20 protein-coding genes are annotated in these 17,322 nt (G+C 63.2%); 18 read left to right on the forward strand and 2 right to left on the reverse strand.

The features are described 5' to 3' along the window. Positions 1 to 12: 12 nt before the first annotated feature. From HGI30_RS05875 to map, 16 genes are all read left to right on the forward strand, one after another. Positions 13 to 699, forward strand: coding sequence for a VanZ family protein (locus tag HGI30_RS05875; RefSeq protein ID WP_168906791.1), 687 nt, complete (start codon positions 13 to 15; stop codon positions 697 to 699). Positions 700 to 727: 28 nt separating this feature from the next. Further along, a complete protein-coding gene (locus HGI30_RS05880; RefSeq protein ID WP_168906792.1) occupies positions 728 to 1,225 on the forward strand; it encodes a hypothetical protein in 498 nt (165 codons plus the stop codon). 52 nt (positions 1,226 to 1,277) lie between these two features. Beyond that, positions 1,278 to 1,484, forward strand: coding sequence for a hypothetical protein (locus HGI30_RS05885; protein WP_168906793.1), 207 nt, complete (start codon positions 1,278 to 1,280; stop codon positions 1,482 to 1,484). A 34-nt stretch (positions 1,485 to 1,518) separates the two neighbouring features. Then, on the forward strand, positions 1,519 to 1,737 hold the full coding sequence (locus tag HGI30_RS05890; protein ID WP_168906794.1) for a hypothetical protein: 219 nt from the start codon (positions 1,519 to 1,521) through the stop codon (positions 1,735 to 1,737). A gap of 26 nt (positions 1,738 to 1,763) precedes the next feature. Next, complete coding sequence (locus tag HGI30_RS05895) at positions 1,764 to 1,985, forward strand: hypothetical protein (RefSeq protein WP_168906795.1); 222 nt, start codon at positions 1,764 to 1,766, stop codon at positions 1,983 to 1,985. Between the two features lie 124 nt (positions 1,986 to 2,109). After that, positions 2,110 to 2,988 carry a hypothetical protein gene (locus HGI30_RS05900; RefSeq protein ID WP_168906796.1) on the forward strand — a complete coding sequence of 293 codons (879 nt, stop codon included), beginning with the start codon at positions 2,110 to 2,112 and terminating at the stop codon, positions 2,986 to 2,988. Beyond that, positions 2,985 to 3,263, forward strand: coding sequence for a PqqD family protein (locus HGI30_RS05905; RefSeq protein WP_168906797.1), 279 nt, complete (start codon positions 2,985 to 2,987; stop codon positions 3,261 to 3,263). The genes HGI30_RS05900 and HGI30_RS05905 overlap by 4 nt, the downstream gene beginning before the upstream one ends. A gap of 34 nt (positions 3,264 to 3,297) precedes the next feature. Then, complete coding sequence (locus HGI30_RS05910) at positions 3,298 to 3,894, forward strand: S24/S26 family peptidase (protein ID WP_168906798.1); 597 nt, start codon at positions 3,298 to 3,300, stop codon at positions 3,892 to 3,894. Positions 3,895 to 4,709: 815 nt separating this feature from the next. Then, positions 4,710 to 7,100, forward strand: coding sequence for an ABC transporter ATP-binding protein (locus tag HGI30_RS05915; RefSeq protein WP_168906799.1), 2,391 nt, complete (start codon positions 4,710 to 4,712; stop codon positions 7,098 to 7,100). After that, a complete protein-coding gene (locus HGI30_RS05920) occupies positions 7,097 to 7,603 on the forward strand; it encodes a DUF1854 domain-containing protein (RefSeq protein ID WP_168906800.1) in 507 nt (168 codons plus the stop codon). Before HGI30_RS05915 ends, HGI30_RS05920 begins: the two co-directional genes overlap by 4 nt. Positions 7,604 to 7,939: 336 nt before the next feature. Next, positions 7,940 to 8,173: a hypothetical protein gene (locus tag HGI30_RS05925; protein WP_168906801.1), complete on the forward strand. Its 234-nt coding sequence runs from the start codon at positions 7,940 to 7,942 to the stop codon at positions 8,171 to 8,173. 102 nt (positions 8,174 to 8,275) lie between these two features. Further along, positions 8,276 to 8,527, forward strand: a complete 252-nt coding sequence (locus HGI30_RS05930; protein ID WP_168906802.1) for a hypothetical protein — start codon at positions 8,276 to 8,278, stop codon at positions 8,525 to 8,527. A gap of 364 nt (positions 8,528 to 8,891) precedes the next feature. Next, the gene (locus tag HGI30_RS05935) at positions 8,892 to 9,854 is read left to right on the forward strand and encodes an ABC transporter ATP-binding protein (protein WP_168906803.1); all 963 of its coding nucleotides are present in this window, start codon (positions 8,892 to 8,894) and stop codon (positions 9,852 to 9,854) included. Next, positions 9,847 to 10,662 (forward strand): ABC transporter permease, encoded by an 816-nt coding sequence (locus tag HGI30_RS05940; RefSeq protein WP_168906804.1) that lies wholly within the window; start codon positions 9,847 to 9,849, stop codon positions 10,660 to 10,662. Before HGI30_RS05935 ends, HGI30_RS05940 begins: the two co-directional genes overlap by 8 nt. A 280-nt stretch (positions 10,663 to 10,942) precedes the next feature. Beyond that, on the forward strand, positions 10,943 to 11,833 hold the full coding sequence (locus tag HGI30_RS05945) for a TetR family transcriptional regulator (RefSeq protein ID WP_168906805.1): 891 nt from the start codon (positions 10,943 to 10,945) through the stop codon (positions 11,831 to 11,833). Continuing rightward, a complete protein-coding gene (gene map / locus HGI30_RS05950) occupies positions 11,830 to 12,576 on the forward strand; it encodes a type I methionyl aminopeptidase (protein ID WP_168906806.1) in 747 nt (248 codons plus the stop codon). Before HGI30_RS05945 ends, map begins: the two co-directional genes overlap by 4 nt. A gap of 23 nt (positions 12,577 to 12,599) precedes the next feature. Here the strand turns inward: map and cls are convergent, their stop codons facing one another. Next, complete coding sequence (gene cls, locus HGI30_RS05955) at positions 12,600 to 14,027, reverse strand: cardiolipin synthase (RefSeq protein ID WP_168906807.1); 1,428 nt, start codon at positions 14,025 to 14,027, stop codon at positions 12,600 to 12,602. 291 nt (positions 14,028 to 14,318) lie between these two features. Between cls and HGI30_RS05960 the strand changes: the two genes are divergently transcribed. Next, a complete protein-coding gene (locus tag HGI30_RS05960; protein ID WP_168906808.1) occupies positions 14,319 to 14,792 on the forward strand; it encodes a bactofilin family protein in 474 nt (157 codons plus the stop codon). 684 nt (positions 14,793 to 15,476) lie between these two features. Further along, positions 15,477 to 16,211, forward strand: a complete 735-nt coding sequence (locus tag HGI30_RS05965) for a hypothetical protein (protein ID WP_168906809.1) — start codon at positions 15,477 to 15,479, stop codon at positions 16,209 to 16,211. Between the two features lie 202 nt (positions 16,212 to 16,413). Here HGI30_RS05965 and ligD read toward each other — a convergent pair whose 3' ends face one another. Next, positions 16,414 to 17,310 carry a non-homologous end-joining DNA ligase gene (gene ligD, locus HGI30_RS05970; RefSeq protein WP_168906810.1) on the reverse strand — a complete coding sequence of 299 codons (897 nt, stop codon included), beginning with the start codon at positions 17,308 to 17,310 and terminating at the stop codon, positions 16,414 to 16,416. Positions 17,311 to 17,322 lie beyond the last annotated feature (12 nt).

Here is a 17,322-nt window from a genome sequence, read left to right on the forward strand (position 1 = left end):
AGGGAGCATCGCATGGCGAGCAAACGCGCAGCCGGGACCGCGAGCGGCTCCCGGAATCGGACGGCGGCCGGCCGCGGCATGCAGCGGGATGCGGCCCGCCGTAGCGGGGCCTCTGCCGGCTCCGGAAGCGTGGCCGGAGCGGCGGGACCGCGACCTGCGGCTTCGGCCGGAGCGGCCAAGAGGCCTCGCAGGAGCCGGACTAGAGCCCTGTTGTGGGGCTGCTTGCTTTCCTGGCTCGTGCTGATCTTCGTTTTTTCCAGCCAGCCGTATCAGACGCAGTCGATCCAGCCTGCGCTCGAGCGCAAGCTGGACGCGGAGACGGTGCAGAAATGGCTGCCTCCGATGTCGTTCCATTACAACGGACAGCTGTACCTGTCTTCTTATAATCCGTATGACGTGATCGAATTCTTGTTCCGCAAGGCGGCTCATCTGTTCGTCTATGCCGTGCTCGCGGCGCTGGCTTGGGCGCTGGCCCGCCTGTACCGCGTGCCGCCAGGCTTGTCGGCCTTCATCGCGCTGTCGCTGACGGCGCTGATCGCATGCCTGGACGAGTACAACCAGCAATTCTCCCTATCGCGTACCCCCAACCCCGAGGACGTGCTGATCGATTGGATCGGCGGCTGCCTCGGGGTGGTGCTTCTATACCTGTTCTCGACGGCGCTTCGCAGGTCTAACCGCTCGTCCCGCCTCATATCCTAAGGCACGTTCAGGGACGAGGAGGGAGCGGATGTTCCGGAGAAAGAGAAGGCTGCCGATCGGCGGACTGCTGCTTGCGGCCTGCATGGCCGCGGCGCTGTGGCTGACGGTGCGCTCTGCTGCGGGATGGCTCGGAGACGGCGCCGATTCGGGGGGCGCCCGCGAAGTCGTGTCCGAGTTTTACACGATGGAGCGGGAGGGCAACTTCGGAGGGTCCTGGGAACTGTTCCATTCGCAAATGAAGGAGCATTTCACCAAAGACAGCTACATCCAGAAGCGAGCCCATGTATTCATGCAGGATTTCGGCGTCGATACGTTCGGCTTCAAGCTCGGCGAGCTCGAAGAGGTAGGCGCATGGCGGATGGGTGGGGACCAGCCTCAGCTTGGGGAGGTGTTCGCCGTGCCGGTCACGATGACGTATCGCAGCAGCTTCGGCGCGTTCGAGATCAGGCAGGACGTGTTCGTCGCGCAGGAGTCCGGTGAATGGAAGGTCCTCTGGTCATATCAAGGCGAATCCGACACGGAATAACCTTGACATGATACGAAATGTATCGTAAATTGAAGAAAGCGAGGTGGTTTCCATGAAGGCTTACAACCCGCCCAAAGTCATCATGCATGAACAGGTCGAATTCGGCACCGTGAACATCAGCAACAACTTCTTCTACCGCTGGTGCAAGCAGTTCAATTTCCGGCCGTTCATCTGCAGGCTGTTCTATGGTTCCGGAAGCGTAGGCGGAGCCGGCGGCTTCAACGAGCCGTTCTCCGGCATCAAGGGAACACCGAAGTGACGGCCAGTCCTGGCTGAAAATGAGGTGAAGCAGCGTGATCAAGACCTATGCCGCACCTAGAGTGCTCGTCCATCAGGCGGTTGAGTTCGGCACCGTCAATATCAGCAATAATTTTTTCTACCAATGGTGCAAGTGCTATGATTTCCGGCCGTTCATCTGCCGTCTGTTCTACGGCAATATCGGCCCGACCGGCGGAGGCAAGGGCGTCTCGACACCGCTTGGCCATCTGGAAGGCTGGACGCCGAAGAAGTAGAGGACTCAGCAGACTGGATGGGGTGGATGTCGATGAAGCCGTATTGCGCTCCTGCCGTGCTCGGCCACCAATCGGTGGAGTTCGGCACGGTCAACATCAGCAACAACTTTTTCTACAAGTGGTGCAAAAGCCAGAACTTCGCGCCGTTCATCTGCCGGCTGTTCTACGGCCCGGGCGGACCGGGAGGTCCGTGCGGCTGCGGAACGAAGCCGCTCGGCTACCTGGACCGGTACGACGGCCTCAAGTAGACGGCGTCGCAGGCGGACGAGCGCGGAGGCGCGCAAGCAGGCTCGAAGAGGGGAACAGGCCTATGGCTGTTCCCCTCTCTCGGGTCGGCATTGCGGCGAATTGTCACATATGGGGTGATACGAAATGTATCTTTATCAAGCGATCGTGGGCGGCAAGCGCATCCGGTTCGAGGTGCAGACCGAACATCTGAAGGAATGGATCGCCGCGCGTTTCCCGGAGGATCGGGGACAGCCGGCGGCAGTCCCGGCTGGGAGCGGCAAGGCTGCGGTTGAGGCGGCCTCGCGTCTGGCGGTCGAGGGCAACGCGAGGGCGACGGACGAGGAAAGCGCGTCGGAGGACGCGGTGCTGTACATAACGGATTTTTACGGCTCGATGTATGACGAGGGACCGGTGGAGATCGAGGCGGCAGGCGACACGATCACGTATACGCGCAAGGATTATCGGTTGGAGACATCGGCGGACGGGTCCAGCGTGAAGCTCCAGGTGTTCGACGATCTGGCGCTGAAGCATGCGCTCATCAACTGGTACAGCGCCTGGCTGATCCATCATCGGGCGGGACTGCTCGTGCACAGCTCCTGCGTCGTCGACGGCGGCAAGGCGTGGATGTTCGTCGGGCACAGCGGAGCAGGCAAGTCGACGGCGGCCGAGCTGTCGGCGCCGCGGCCGATCCTGTCGGACGAGGCGACGCTGCTGCTGCTGGACGAGGACGGCGGCGTCACGATCTACGATTCCCCGCTGCGCAGCGAGAACGAGGATCGCGGCGAGGCGGATGCCTGTCCGCTGGGCGGCATTCATTTCCTCCTGCAGGCCCCGGACGTGCGGCGCGAGCCGGTGAGCAAGGTCGATGCGCTGATCGGCCTGATGGACAAGGTGTTTTACTGGAAGCACAGCAAGACGGAGACGGCCAAGATGATCGCGGTCTGCCGCGAGGTCGTGCAGCGCGTGCCGGCGTATGAGCTGCATTTTCAAAAAAACGATGCGTTCTGGGAGGTCATCTCATGACAGTGCTGGCGAATCAGCTCCTGAAGCGGCAGGAGTCCGTCGAAACGGCGGAGCTTGACGGCGAGTGGGTGCTGCTCGATCTGGAGAGCCACTCGATCACGAAGGTGAACGAGATGGGCGGCTACATCTGGGAGCTGCTGGAGACATGCCCGACCATCTCGCAGCTGGCGGAGCGCGTCGCGACGGAGTACGCGGCGGATCCGGTCCAGGTGCAGGCCGACGTGGAGGTGTATGTCGCGGAGCTCGTTCGCGTCGGGCTGATCGTGCATGAATAGTCCGGCCGGCAACTTGGCCCCTATGGTGGCCGCCTTGATTCAAAAGCGCGGCGCCATGGAGCTGACCTCCTTCGGCATGAGCATGTATCCCTTAATCCGGGAAGGCGACGTCAGCCGCTTCGAGCGCGTTCGCGCGCGGGACCTGGAGGTAGGGGATGTATGCTTGTTCGTAAGCGGCAGCGGCATCCTGACCGGGCATCGCCTGGTCGAGATTCGCGGCGAGGGCGCTGGCCGGCAGTACGTGTTCCGCGGGGACACGAGCTACATCGCCGACGACCCGGTCGGTCCCGAGGCGATCCTCGGCCTCTGGACCGGCGTCCGCCGGGCGCGGCGCGGCGGGGGGACGGGGACGGCCCGTGCCGCCGTCGGCGCTGGTGCTCTAGCGGGTAGAGCCGCGGAAGCGGGCGGGGCCATGGCGGCTGGAGCGGGCGGTGCAGGCGGGGCGATGAGAGGCGGAGCGCGGTGGGCAGGAGCCGCGGAATTCGGCGGAAAGTGGATCACGCCGAAGCACTGGCAGGCGCGGGTGCTGCGCTGGCTCGTGCTGCGCTATCCGCTGACGCGCAAGTTCACGCGCAAGCTCGGGACGTGGAGCATGTCGCGGAAGCCGATGTACCGGGCGGCTTCGCGATGAGTTAGGGGTTCGCGCAATGCGAGGTAAACCCGAGCAGCTCGGAGCGAACGGCTGCTCGGCGTCGGAGGTACGCGGAAAAACCGAGTAACTCGGGCCGAAGTGGTGCGCCGGCGTCGGAGTTGAGCGGAAAAACCGAGTAACTAAGGTCGAACGGGTGCCCCAGCATCGGAGTAGCGCGGAAAAACCGAGTAACTCGGGCTAAAGTGGTACCCCGGCGTCGGAGGTACGCGGAAAAACCGAGTAACTCGGGCCGAAGTGGTGCGCCGGCGTCGGAGTTGCGCGGAAAAACCGAGTAACTCGGGCCGAAGTGGTGCCCCGGGGTCGGAGGTACGCGGAAAAACCGAGTAACTAAGGTCGAACGGGTGCCCCAGCATCGGAGTAGCGCGGAAAAACCGAGTAAATCGGGCGAAGTGGTGCCCCAGCGTCGGAGGTATGCGGAAAAACCGAGTTAGCCGGGTTCGAAGTGGGCGTTAGGCAGGCAAGAACTCGAAAAAATCGAGTTCATGCGCGCTGGCGAGGGCTTCCGGGTGGAGTTAAGTCGAACAAATCGAGTTAGCCGAATTCGAGGTGGGCTGCAACCCGAAAAAGTCGGGCTGCGGGCATGAAGGTGAGCCGGGTGCCGATTCGTGAGGCGGAAGCGGAGGGAATGGAGCTGCCGGGCTAAGCGAGACATGGAGCGCGGCGGTGCAGGGAGATTGACTGTCGGGCGTGCCGGCAACAGCAAAGCGGCCGACCGATATCGCGCAACGCGAAATCAGCGCCAGCAGCTGAGGCGATAGAAATAGCAACGGGAGAATGGGCAAGGAGGCGGGGGCATGGCTTTCGGCAGTGGGAAGGCAAGAAAAGCTGGCAACGGACGGGCGGCAGTCGAGCCGACGGAAGGCGAGCGAGCGGGGGGCGAAGGAGCGGCGGCGGCGCTGAGGCAGCGGCTGGCGGACAGCTGGCTGCGGCTCGGCGCGGACATCAACGAAGCGCGGCAGTTCCAGCGCTACGAGCTCGTGTTCACCGACCGCGAAGCGGCGGTGATCGACGAGCAGGGCCGTCTGCAGCGGCGCTTCCCGAAAGGCACGATCGACGAGATCGAGCTGCGGGAAGGCGTTGCAGGAGGCGCGCTCGTGCTGCTGACTCGCGACGGCATGCGCGAGGCGGCGCGCTTCACGCTTCCGCATCTGGAAGCGTACCGCATCGCCATGCCGCGCATCGCCGCATGGCTGGAGGAGCCGCTCCCGGTACCCGGAGCGGCGGCCAATGCGCCGGCCGGCGACGCCGCCGGCGCGAGCCCCGCCGCGCCGCAGGCTGGCGCGGCGCCCAAGCTTCCGCCGCGCGTGCGCCGAGGCGCGGCGGGCACGGCCGCTGCGCTCGGCGCCGGCGATGCCGCCGCCGCGCCCGCGGCCGGCCGCGCTTGCCGCGTCTGCGGCAAGCGCCTCTGGCACCGTCGCACCAAGTGCCTCCGCTGCAGCAACAAAACCCTCATGGTCCGCCGCATCCTGGCGTACGCGCAGCCGCATCGCCGGCTGATGATCGCCAGCGGCGTCCTGCTGCTCTTCAGCATCGCCTTCGAGCTCATCCCGACGTACCTGATGAAGCTGCTCATCGACAACTTCACCGGCGGCGGCAGCCGCAGCGCGCTGCTCTGGCTCATCGTGGCGATGGCGGCCGTGCATCTGGTCGGCACGGGCGTCTCGATGGCCCGCAGCTTCATCGGCCTGCGCTTCGGCGGCAGGCTGATGGGCGATATCCGCAAGCATGCGTTCGACGCGATCCTGAAGCTGTCGATGAGCTATTTCGACCGGCGGCAGGTGTCGCAGTTCATCAGCCGCGTGCAGAACGATACGGAGGAGCTCAAGCAGTTCCTCACCGAGGGCTTCATCCAATTCCTCTCGCAGGTGCTGCTCGCGGTCGGCGTGCTCGGCCTGCTGTTCTACCTCAACGCGCCGCTGACATGGATGATCCTCATCCCGGTGCCGTTCCTGGCATTCGGCTTCTTCTGGCTCTGGCCGCGCATCCGCATCCTCTGGTACTCCCAATGGATGAGCGTCATGAACGTCAACAACGTCATCGGCGAATCGCTGCAGGGCATCCGCGTCATCAAGGCGTTCGCCCAGGAGCAGCGGGAAAAGAAGCGCTTCGCGCAAGCGAACGACACGCTCGTGAAGCGCATGATCTCGATGGGCAATCTGTGGATGAGCGTCTCGCCGCTGTTCTCGCTCGTCATCGCGGCGTTCGGCCTGCTCGTCTGGTACGCCGGCGGCAAGTCGGTGCTCCAAGGGGGCATGTCGCTTGGCTCGCTGACGGCTTACGCGTCGTATCTGGTCATGTTCTTCGGTCCGCTGCAGGCGTTCGGGGCCTCGCTCAACATGATTAACCGGGTGATGGGCTCGGCCGAGCGCATCTTCGAGCTGATGGACGCGAAGAGCGACACGCCGGACCGTCCGGATGCGGTGCAGCTGACGAGCGCGCAGGGCGAGATCCGGTTCGAGGGCGTGCGCTACGGGTATGACAAGAGCAGAGCCGTGCTGAAGGATCTGGACTTAACCATCCGCCCCGGCGAGATGGTCGGGCTCGTCGGTCCGAGCGGCGCCGGCAAGTCGACGCTCATCAATCTCGTCTGCCGGTTCTACGACCCCGATGCCGGGAGCATCCGCCTGGACGGCATCGACCTGCGGGACATCGCTCAGGAAAGCCTGCGCGCGCGCATCGGCGTCGTGCTGCAGGAGACGTTCCTTTTCGACGGGACGATCGCCCAGAACATCGCCTACGGCAGGAAGGACGCCTCGCCCGAGCTCATCATCGAGGCGGCGCGCACGGCGGGGGCGCACGGCTTCATCTGCGGCTTGCCGGAAGGCTACGAGACGCAGGTCGGGGAGCGCGGGCACCGCCTCTCCGGCGGCGAAAAGCAGCGCATCGCGATCGCCCGCGCCGTGCTGCTCGATCCGGAGATCCTCATCCTCGACGAGGCGACCGCCTCGGTCGACACGGAGACGGAGCGCGCCATCCAGGAGGCTCTGGCCCGCCTGGTCAAAGGGCGCACGACGATCGCGATCGCCCACCGTCTCTCCACGCTGCGCGGCGCCGACCGGCTGATCGTGCTGGAGCAGGGCCGGATCGCGGAGACCGGCACGCATGACGAGCTGTACCGAAGCAAGGGCACGTACTATCGGCTGGTGGAATCGCAGAAGCAGATGACCGAATCGGAGGTGGGATGATGAACGGCAACCTGGTGTTCATGAACCGTTCGAAGCCCTATGAGGTGATGCTGTTCCACAGCCGCGAAGGCTATCTCAAGGCCGTGCTCGGCGGAGAGCCGATGGGCCGCGTCAAGCTCGTGCGCTGCTTCCCGTATTCGCTGCCGGACCGGCTCATCTCGGTGCGGACGGCCGATACGGGCAAGGAGCTGCTCCTCCTGCCGAGCCTCGACCAGCTGGAGGAGGAGAGCCGCATCGCGGCCGTCATGGAGCTGGAGCGGGAGTACACGATTCCCCGCATCGAGCGCATCGTCTCCATCCGCAAAAAAGGACCGGAATGGATCTGGGCGGTCGAGACCGATTACGGTCCGAGCACGCTGCACATGAGCATCCTGCACGAAGGCATCCACAGCCTGACGGACGGCCGCTGGATCGTGACCGACGACGACGGACGAAGGTTCGAGCTGTCGAACCTGGACCGCATGGACAAGCGGAGCCGCGAGCAGTGGGAAAAAATCGGCTAGACCGGCAGGCAGCGGAGCGGCGAAGCAGACGAACCGAATTCCGGCATTCGGAGACGAAAGCCGGATTTTTTTATAATATCGCTAAATAAAGAAGGAATTCTTCTTCTTTGGTCGAAAATGTAAGCGTATACATAACCAGCCAGCAGATTTCGACACTTTTCAGCGAAATCAGGCGCTCAGCGGCTTGACGAATGGCGGGATTTGTCCTAAATTAAAGAAGTGTTGATACAGAACGTAACATAAACATAAATGCTCGAGGGACGAATGCTGCTCTCGATTCTATACTGCGGATTGCTTGCTGGCCCAGAAGCAGGACGACATCCCAAAGGGGGAATCATGATGAAATCAAGCGATCTGTTCCATTGTCTCAGCTGCGACCGCCAGCTGTCGGGGGCCGAAGCCTCGGTGCTTTTCCGGACGGGCTTCTACCGCGTCTCCTACCGGCTCGGATGCTGCAGCGCCTGCGAGGAGCAGGCAGCCGGAGGACCGGCGGCCGAACGAGACGCGCAGGCTCCGGGAGCGCGAGACATCGCGCATTCGCGCTTTGCCCACTACTCGATCTCGGCCTGATCGGCAGGGATGGAAAAAAAGTAACCAAGATACGTTTCGTATCCAATAGATTCGGTTAAGGAGAATGGGGTAAGACGATTCGAGTCGGAGGAGTGATTGGAGATGAATGCGAAAGGCCAGATGTTCCACTGCCTGGGCTGCGGGCAGCTGCTGCACCTCGAAGCGGCGGGCAAGCTGTTCCAGACCGGATTCTATCAGGCGTCCTATCCGCTTGGCAGCTGTACGTCCTGCAGCGAGCCGGAGCCTGCGGCCGGCTCCGGCTCGACCGCGAATCCGGATGAGTCCGGCGCCGGCCGGGGACCCGGCTTGTCTCCGTCCGAACGGTTGTACGGTCCCTCGATGCGAAGCGCCTGATTCCGTTCCGGCGGCCAGACGAATGCCGGTCGCGCCGAGCTTCTTGGATGCGGGATCATAGCCTTCATTCCTGGACGAGCCTCTGACGGTCCGCCATTCGCAGCCTCATGTATCGGCACTGTTTTTTCTGCATCCGCCATCCCGGCCTCTGACCAGGCCGGGATGCTTTTTTTTCGGCGCGGATCGGCACGACGCCGAGTCTCGCCGCCTCCGCGAGAAATCCTTTGTTTCCTTAACCCGATCGAGCCGACTTGAAACAGGCCTTTTGTAAAAAGCTTAGCCGGATAAAGGGAGCCTGATTTCCAACCGCGGCGCGGATAGGCTATAATAGGCTGGATATGGATGGAAACGGAGGGAGGTCAACATGCTGAGCCAGCCTATCGTACAATTGAAGCAAGTGACGAAGCGGATCGGCGGCAAGACGATCATCGACGGTCTGACGCTCGATCTTCCGCAAGGAGAAGTGTTCGGCTTTCTCGGACCGAACGGATCCGGCAAGACGACGACGATCCGCATGATGGTCGGCCTGATGCGCATGTCGGAGGGAGATATCGTCATCGGCGGCTCCAGCATCCGCACCGATTACGAAAAGGCGATCCGCCATGTCGGAGCGATCGTGGAAAATCCGGAGATGTACAAATTTCTGACCGGCTATCAGAATTTGCTGCACTACGCGCGCATGGTGCCGGGCATCAGCCGCAACCGCATCGACGAGGTCATCCGGCTTGCCGGCCTGGACAAGCGCATCGAGGACAAGGTCAAGACGTACTCGCTCGGAATGAGGCAGCGTCTCGGCGTCGCCCAGGCGCTGCTGCACAAGCCTTCGCTGCTCATCCTCGACGAGCCGACGAACGGACTGGACCCCGCGGGCATCCGCGAGCTGCGCGACTACTTGCGCCGGCTGGCGGCGGAGGAGGGCACGACGGTGTTCGTCTCCAGCCATCTTTTGTCGGAGATGGAGCTGATGTGCGATCAAGCGGCGATCATCCAGGCGGGACGCCTGATCGACGTCCGCCGCCTGCGCGGCGGCGAGGAGGCGGATGCGGCAGGCGGCCGCAGGCCGGCGCAGACGCTGTTCGAGGTCGACCGCCCGGACGAGGCGGCGGCGATGATCCGGGACGGGATCCGGACGGCGGAAGGCGTTCCGGCTCAGGTCCAGGTGCGCGGCGGCGACGGGGCGATCGTGCTGGACGCCCATCGGGCCGATATCGCCGAGATCAACTCGCTGCTCGTGCGCGGCGGCATTCTCGTGTACGGCATCCGCTCCGCCGGCAAGACGCTGGAGGAGCAATTCCTGGAAGTGACGGGAGGGGAATCGGTTGTTTGATTTTGCGGCTCTCGTCGCGAACGAGAATATGAAGATTTACCGGCGTCCGCGGGCATGGATCATGCTCGGCCTGCTGGCGCTGCTGGCGGCGGCGATCGCGCTCATCGCCTCGGCCTCCTCGAGCTCGCCGCTCGAGATGTGGCCGATGACGAGCATCATGCTTCTGCTGCTCTTGCCGCTGGCCAACATCTTCAGCGTCATCATCGCTGCCGACAGCGTCGCCGGCGAATTCACCGGCGGCACGATCAAGCTGCTGCTGATCCGGCCTTGGACCCGCTCCAAAGTGCTGCTGTCCAAGTACGTCTCGGTGCTCCTTTTCGTGATCTTCTCGCTGCTCGTCGTCTATTTGTCCGTCCTGCTGATCAACTCGGCGGTGTTCGGCTACGAACGGGGCGTCGCGGCCGAGGAAGCGTTCGGCGTCCTCGATCCGGGCCTGTCGGCCTGGTCGTACTACCATCAGTACTTCCTGCTCGAGCTGATCTCCTCGATCGTAGGGGTGACGCTCGCCTTCATGATTTCGGCGGTGTTCCGCAGCAGCGCCCTGTCAATCGGGCTGTCGCTGTTCCTGCTGCTCATGGGCGCGACGCTGTCGCAGCTGCTGCAGCTCGTGGACAAGGCATGGGTGGACTACGTGCTGTTCCAGCATCTCAGCCTGACGCGCTACATCGGCAGCGGAGGCGCGAGCGGCGAGCTGCATTCCGGCTCCCCGATGACGATGGGCTTCTCGCTGTCCGTGCTCGCCGGCTACTACCTCGTCTTCATGGCGCTGTCCTGGTTCGTGTTCACCAAAAGGGACGTCGCGGCCTGACGGGCGACGAACGCGATCCGGCTGCGCGCAGCGCAGCGATGCGCTTAGCCTGCCGCGCTCAAGGCGGCAGGCCGCCAAGGTCTGGATTCGCGCTGCGGAGCCCTTCCCTGAGAACAGCCCCGCGCTCGATATTCGAGCGCGGGGCTGTTTGCCGCGCGTCCGGATTGCAGCGGTGCCGCGGATCGGGCGCGAATCCTTCTCTTCGCTTGCCATTTGCATGCCGATGTTTTACATTGACATTATAGCAGGTCAAAAAAACAAAAGAGGGGAACGGTCCAGGATGACTCCGCGCACGAAGGAACAGAACGAAGAAATCCGGCTTCGCCGTCTGGCGCAAATTCGCAAGGCAGCAGCGGAGGTGTACGTGAACACCGGGAGCCTGATGGAAATTCGCGACGTAGCCGTGCAGGCCGGTCTCGGCTATGGCACGGTCTATCATTACTACAGCAACAAAGCCGACTTGCTCCACGATTTGCTGTGGGACGCGCTGGAGCGGGCAGCGGGATGGCTGGAGGGCAAAGCGGCAGCCGCAGGTAGCCGAAGCTTGGCGCAGGAAGCGGCCGATGCCGCAGCCGGCCTCCGGATGGGCGAGGATACTGCCGATGCCGCAGGCGGCCTCCGGATGGGCGAGGATACTGCCGATGCCGCAGCCGGCCTCCGGATGGGCAAGGATACTGCCGATGCCGCAGCCGGCCTCCGGATGGGCAAGGATACTGCCGATGCCGCAGCCGGCCGAAGGGCAAGCCTCGGAGCGGCCGATGCCGCAACGATGGAGCCGGGCCTCTCGGCAGACGCCAGCTTCCGGCTGCTGCGGCTTTGGGCGGAGGACCCTGCCCTATATTTGCTGCATAAGCTGGCCGGAGAAGGCTTCGCCCCGCTGCCCGCAGCGCGCTCGGCTCCGCTTATGGACGCCTATCGCCGGGAGGTGCTGGCGCCGCTCGCCGTGCGGATGGAACGGGGGCGCGACGCCGAAGCATCCTCTGCAGCCGACGCCGATGCCCCGGAGCTGCCGCTTGGGCTGCGCCGCGCGGAAATGCTGCTGGCCGCTTTGGCCGGCTGCGCCTTGCTCTCGCTTCGCCGCGGAAGGCTGAGCGAGGAAGCGGCAGACATCGTTCATTTTTTGACCGGAGCGCCGAATCAAGCGGTGAAGGAGCGAATCGAATCCAGATGATCCTACTGAAATCGTCCAAGGAGATCGAAGAGATGAAGCTGGCGGGCCGGATCGTGGCGGACTGCTACCGCGTGGTCGCCGGCCTGATCGAGCCCGGCATCACGACCCGGGAGATCAATGACGCTGTCGCCCGGCATATCGTCAAGCTGGGCGGCAAGCAGGTGACGAAGGGCTACAACGGGTTCCCTGCCGAAACCTGCACGTCGGTCAATGATGTCGTCGCTCACGGCATTCCGTCGAATCGGGCGCTGGTGGATGGCGATCTGCTGAAGCTCGACATCGTCGCGCAATATGGGGGCTGGCACGGCGATTCCTGCAGGTGCTTCGCGGTGGGCGAAATCCGGCCGGAAGCCCGGAAGCTGATGGAGGTGGCCGAGGAATGTCTGAATCGGGGAATTGCCCGCGCGGTTCCCGGCGGCCGTCTCGGAGACATCACGTCCGCGATCCAGCAGCATGCGGAGGCGAACGGGTTTTCGGTCGTGCGCGACCTGCTCGGGCATGGAATCGGGCGAAGCATGCACGAGGAGCCCAATTACGAGCATATCGGCACGGCCGGCAAAGGCATCCGCCTGAAGGAGGGCATGGTGTTCACGATTGAGCCGATGATCAATGAAGGCACGTTCCGCATCTCGATCGACGGCGACGGGTGGACGGCAAGAACGGCGGACGGCAAGCTGTCGGCCCAATACGAGCATACGGTCGCCGTCACGGCGGACGGCCCGCTGATTCTGACCGCCCTGTAGCTGCCGGGCGGTCCGGCTTCCTTTTACAGCAGCGGAGACAGCATGTGCGCTACGACCTCCGCTGCCTTTTGCATCCGGGGACGCTTCTCGAACTCGTGCAGGGTCACCTCGTAGCAGTCCTGCAGATCCGTCGCGAAGTCCTCTTCCAGCCGCGAGATCGCCTTGGCGCTGTACACATGGGCGTTGATCTCGAAGTTGCTGAAAAAGCTACGCATGTCCATGTTCGCCGTGCCCACCGAGGCGAGCAGCCGGTCGACGATCATGACCTTGGCGTGGATGAAGCCCTTGCGGTACCGGTAGATGCGCACGCCTGCCATGAGCAGGTCCTCCACGTAGGAGAGCGACGAGTAGAGCACGAGCTTGGAGTCCGATCGATGCGGCAGGATGATGCGCACGTCGACGCCGCTCAGCGCCGCCGTCCGCAGCGCCATGAGCACGCTCGGATCGGGGATGAAGTACGGCGTCGCGATGTACACCTTTTCCTTGGCGGCGCTGATCGCGGAGAAGACCCCTTCGAGGATGGCGTCGGAGCTCGTGTCCGGCCCGCTGGCGACGATCTGCACCTGCTCCTCGCCGATGCAGCCGTGCTCCGGCAAGTACTCCGGCTTTTCCAGGCGCTCCCGCGCGGTGAACCACCAGTCCCTCATGAATACGAGCTGCAGGTAATAGACGGCGTCTCCCGTCAGCTTGATATGCGTATCGCGCCAGAAGCCGAGCATCGGATCCTTGCCGAGGTATTCGTCCCCGATATTGATGCCCCCGACGAAGCCGACCGTGCCGTCGACGACGACGATCTTGCGATGGTTGCGGAAGTTGACGCGCTTGTCGAAAAAGGCGATCCGCGGCGTGAGGAAGCACTGCACGCAGACGCCGGCCTCCTCCAGCTCCTTGACGAACCAGCTCTTCAGCTCCAGGCTGCCGATGCCGTCGTAGATGATGCGGATCTCGACGCCTTGCTTCGCCTTGCGAAGCAGCGCTTCCTTGAAGCGGCAGCCGATCTCGTCGTCGCGCAGTGTGTAGTAGTCGAGATGGATATGATGTCGGGCCTTGTCCAGCGCGTCGAGGATGGAGGCATAGGTCGCTTCGGCGTTCGTCAGCACCTCCGTCTCGTTGCAGCCGGTGATCGGGAGCATCGAAAAGCTGCCGAGCAGGTTGAACAGCCGCTCCTCGTGCTTGAAATCGGGAGCCTCCATATCCTCCGCCCGATGGACGAGCGCGCTCTGGCGGAGAGCCTTGAGCTGCACCTCGCGGGCGATGACGCCGCGGCGGCGGACGGTACGGCGATTCTGGAACTCCTTGGCCAGGAAGTAATACATGACGAAGCCGATGACCGGCAGCACGAATAGGATGAGCAGCCAGGCGACGGTCTTGCTCGGCTGGCGGTATTCGGCGATGAGGATGGTCATGATTTGAAAGAGGAACACGAGGAACGCGATCAGCAGCCAGAACATGGGGCACCTTCTTATAGGAGATGAAATAGGATCTTCTTTATAAGTATCAACGATGGACGGTGATTTCAAGCAGGAATCGGAGAGGGTTTCCCGCCATCGACGGGAGAGCCGGAATCGACGAGCAGCCGAGCCGGATTTTCGTCCTCCTCCGCAACAGCTGTCCATCTGCGCGGCTTTTTCACGATCGCGGTCCCGCATCGCGTCCCGACTCGGCGCGGACGGTGTCATCAACCGCCCTCGCGGCGAATACATACTACATAGCACGAGCCTATACTGCGGGAGGGATCGAGCATGTTCAAGGAAAACAAGCGCTTGACGGCAGCCGACACGCTGATCGGCCAAGGCACGCGCGCGGAGGGCACGCTGTCCTGCCAGGCCAGCCTGCGCATCGAAGGGGAATACCGAGGCGACATCGAGTGCAAGGAGGACGTGATCGTCGGCGAGAGCGGAGTGGTCCGCTCGAACATAGCCGCGCGCGACCTGACCATCTCCGGCAAGGTGTACGGCGATGTCGTCACGACCGGCCGGCTCACGATCCTGAGCAGCGGGCAGCTTCACGGCAGCGCGACGACGGCGTCGCTGCTCGTGCAGGACGGCGGCGTCCTCAGCGGCAGCTGCCGCATGGAGGCTCCGCGTCCGCAGGAGTCGCCGCAGCCGGCGGCCGCGCCGCAGCCGCAGGCGGCCCGCCAGGTCCACAGCGGCGAGCCGGCCCCGCCGCGCGAGCTCCGCGAAGGCGTCGCGAAGGAGCGCCGCCAGGCGGGCTGAGCGTAGTCGAGCGCGGGGCGAGCGCCGGCAGGCGCGGGCTGAGCGTCGGCAGGCGGGCTGAGCGTCGGGCAGGCGCGGGCTGAGCGCCGGTAGGCGGGCTGAGCGTCGGGCAGTCGGCTGAGCGTCGGCAGGCGGGCTGAGCGTCGGCAGGCGCGAGCTGAGCGCCGGCAGGCGCATGGCGTCGGCAGGCGCGCTGAGCGTCGGCAGGCGCGGGCTGAGCGCCGGTAGGCGCGAGGCGGCTTGAAAGGCCCTTTTGCAACGGATGACCGCCGCGGGGGCCAGACTGCCTCCAAGCGGCGAATGGTGCGGGTCAGTAGCGCTGAAGGTGTCCGGACTACCCTCACTGGGTGCGCGGTGCGGTGAGTCGAGCGCTGAAGGGGTCCGGACTACCTCCATTCGGCGAATGGTGCGGGTCCAGCGCGTATGAAGGGGTACAGACTACCTTCACTGGACGCGCGGTGCGGTGAATCGAGCGTTGAAGGTGTCCGGACTACCTTCATGCGTCGAGTGGAACGGTGAGTCGAGCGCTGAAGGGGTCCGGCCATGACCGCAATCTACACTAGTAGCATTCATTTGAAGCCTTACAGACTTGTTTCGCGGCTGGTGAATAATCCGCTTGCCTAATTTATCGTTTTGGGCTATTCTTTGACAAAAGCCAAGCGATGATGCTTGAGCTTACCATCAATGGCTTGGACGAAGCACGTCCTGCTGCTTGACTGGATTGAATCCCGATTTCGTTTTCTTTCGTTCGTGAAAGGAAGCGTAGCGGCGACTTTATCCGGTTGCGCGGCAGGACGTTTTTTTGTGGCCAATCATAAGGCGGCGAATGGAATGAAGTCAAAAGAAGACCAGGAGTTCGAGGAGGCGCATGCGGTCTGGCTGAACGGTCATCTCCGCAAGCGCAAAGGGGAGCGGAGAGACCGGCTGAAGCGAGGTCACGGACATGGAGAAAAGCTGTTTCTCAAAAAGGTATGGTGGCCGCTGTTCGGTACGCTCGACGAGCTGCACCCCGAGTATGAAGTAAGCGACTGGCGCGGGGCGAAATGCTACCTGGACTTCGCATGGCTGCGAGGCGATCTGCGCTTCAACCTCGATGTGAAAGGTTACGGACCGCATGTAGAACAGACGGATCGGACGAAGTATGAGCGAGAGCTTCTGCGTGAGATCCAGCTTCAGTTTTATTTTTTTCGAAATGTGCCGATTCCCTACGACACGCTTGCTAGAGACCCGCAGCTGCTACAGCATATGATGAGGCAACTGCTCCATACGTATGAGCGTGACGGCAAAGATCGCGATAAAGGCTTATCTCTAGTGGAGCAAGAATTGCTCCGTTATGCCAAGCTGCAATGGGGGCAATCTATCCTTATAAAGCTGCTGCAGCGCTCGGCCTTCATCCTAGAACGGCGAGCGACAATATGAAGAAGCTTGCTGCCAAGGGCAGGCTCAAGCCTATAGGGAACAAGCCACGTGTAAGTCGCTACGAGTACGTGCGTCAAGAGTTCGAGAACTAAAATCTGGATTGAAGACAATCGGGTCCGGACTGCCTTCAGGCGGCGAACGGAGCGGGCCAGCGAGCGTCGAAGGGGTGCGGACTGCCTTCAGGCTGCCTCCCGCCCCCTCCTCATCGCCGCCGAAGAAACTCCAGGATCGGCCGCAGCCGCTGCCGGGGGGCGGCGGCAAGCAGATCGCCCTTCTCCTGCAGCCGCTCCGCGATATTGAGCAGATGGAAATCTCCGATCTGCGCGCCGGCGCGGATTTCGTCCCAGCCGAGCGGCGTGGACACGGTCGCCCCCGGCTTGGCGCGCGGAGTATAGGGAGCGGCGATCGTCTTGCCTTGGTAGTGCTGCAGGTAATCGAAGTAGATGCGGTCTCCGCGATTTTTCTTGAGCCGCTCGACGGTGAACAGGTCCGGCCGTTTTTGCGTCATGTACTCGCCGACGAACTGCCCGATCGAACGCAGCTCGTCGAAGGTAAGCCGGTCCTCCAGCGGCACGATCAGCTGCACGCCGGTTGCTCCGCTCGTCTTGGCCAGCGACTCGATGCCGAGCGAAGCGAGCTGCTCGCCGACGAGCAGAGCGGCCTCCATGATGCGGGGCTCCTCCTCCTGCGAAGGATCCAAGTCGATGACCCATTCCGGCGGATGCTCCGAATCCTGCGCGAGGTCGAACGAAGCGTGGAATTCAAGGCAGGCCAGATTGCCGAGCCAGAGCAGTGTCGGCAGCTTGTCCAGCACGACGTAGTCGATTCCGCCTCCGAGGCGCGAGCGGACGAATTCCGGACGGGGCTCCGGACAGTTTTTTTGATAAAAGAACTTGTCATGGATGCCATGCGGATAGCGGATCGTCGTCAGGTGCCGGTCGCGGCAATGGCGGATCAGATAGGGGGAGAGCTGAATCAGCTTCTCCAGGAACATCAGCTTCGTCACGCCGGCCTCCGGCCAGAGCGGCTTGGACGGGTTCGTGATGGTGAGCGTGACGCCGTCGACGGTTAGTTCTCCTTGCTCGTGCTTGATCGCCATGCTTCGCCTCCC

The organism is Paenibacillus albicereus (assembly GCF_012676905.1).
GTDB classification, from domain to species: domain Bacteria; phylum Bacillota; class Bacilli; order Paenibacillales; family Paenibacillaceae; genus Paenibacillus_O; species Paenibacillus_O albicereus.

Coding starts and splice junctions, on each gene's coding strand:
- ligD (WP_168906810.1), bottom strand. CDS start 17,310: ATGGCGATCAAGCACGAGCAAGGAGAACTAACCGTCGACGGCGTCACG.
- HGI30_RS05960 (WP_168906808.1), top strand. CDS start 14,319: ATGTTCAAGGAAAACAAGCGCTTGACGGCAGCCGACACGCTGATCGGC.
- cls (WP_168906807.1), bottom strand. CDS start 14,027: ATGTTCTGGCTGCTGATCGCGTTCCTCGTGTTCCTCTTTCAAATCATG.
- HGI30_RS05880 (WP_168906792.1), top strand. CDS start 728: ATGTTCCGGAGAAAGAGAAGGCTGCCGATCGGCGGACTGCTGCTTGCG.
- HGI30_RS05915 (WP_168906799.1), top strand. CDS start 4,710: ATGGCTTTCGGCAGTGGGAAGGCAAGAAAAGCTGGCAACGGACGGGCG.
- HGI30_RS05920 (WP_168906800.1), top strand. CDS start 7,097: ATGATGAACGGCAACCTGGTGTTCATGAACCGTTCGAAGCCCTATGAG.
- map (WP_168906806.1), top strand. CDS start 11,830: ATGATCCTACTGAAATCGTCCAAGGAGATCGAAGAGATGAAGCTGGCG.
- HGI30_RS05905 (WP_168906797.1), top strand. CDS start 2,985: ATGACAGTGCTGGCGAATCAGCTCCTGAAGCGGCAGGAGTCCGTCGAA.
- HGI30_RS05925 (WP_168906801.1), top strand. CDS start 7,940: ATGATGAAATCAAGCGATCTGTTCCATTGTCTCAGCTGCGACCGCCAG.
- HGI30_RS05945 (WP_168906805.1), top strand. CDS start 10,943: ATGACTCCGCGCACGAAGGAACAGAACGAAGAAATCCGGCTTCGCCGT.
- HGI30_RS05930 (WP_168906802.1), top strand. CDS start 8,276: ATGAATGCGAAAGGCCAGATGTTCCACTGCCTGGGCTGCGGGCAGCTG.
- HGI30_RS05935 (WP_168906803.1), top strand. CDS start 8,892: ATGCTGAGCCAGCCTATCGTACAATTGAAGCAAGTGACGAAGCGGATC.
- HGI30_RS05900 (WP_168906796.1), top strand. CDS start 2,110: ATGTATCTTTATCAAGCGATCGTGGGCGGCAAGCGCATCCGGTTCGAG.
- HGI30_RS05875 (WP_168906791.1), top strand. CDS start 13: ATGGCGAGCAAACGCGCAGCCGGGACCGCGAGCGGCTCCCGGAATCGG.
- HGI30_RS05965 (WP_168906809.1), top strand. CDS start 15,477: ATGGCTTGGACGAAGCACGTCCTGCTGCTTGACTGGATTGAATCCCGA.
- HGI30_RS05895 (WP_168906795.1), top strand. CDS start 1,764: ATGTCGATGAAGCCGTATTGCGCTCCTGCCGTGCTCGGCCACCAATCG.
- HGI30_RS05885 (WP_168906793.1), top strand. CDS start 1,278: ATGAAGGCTTACAACCCGCCCAAAGTCATCATGCATGAACAGGTCGAA.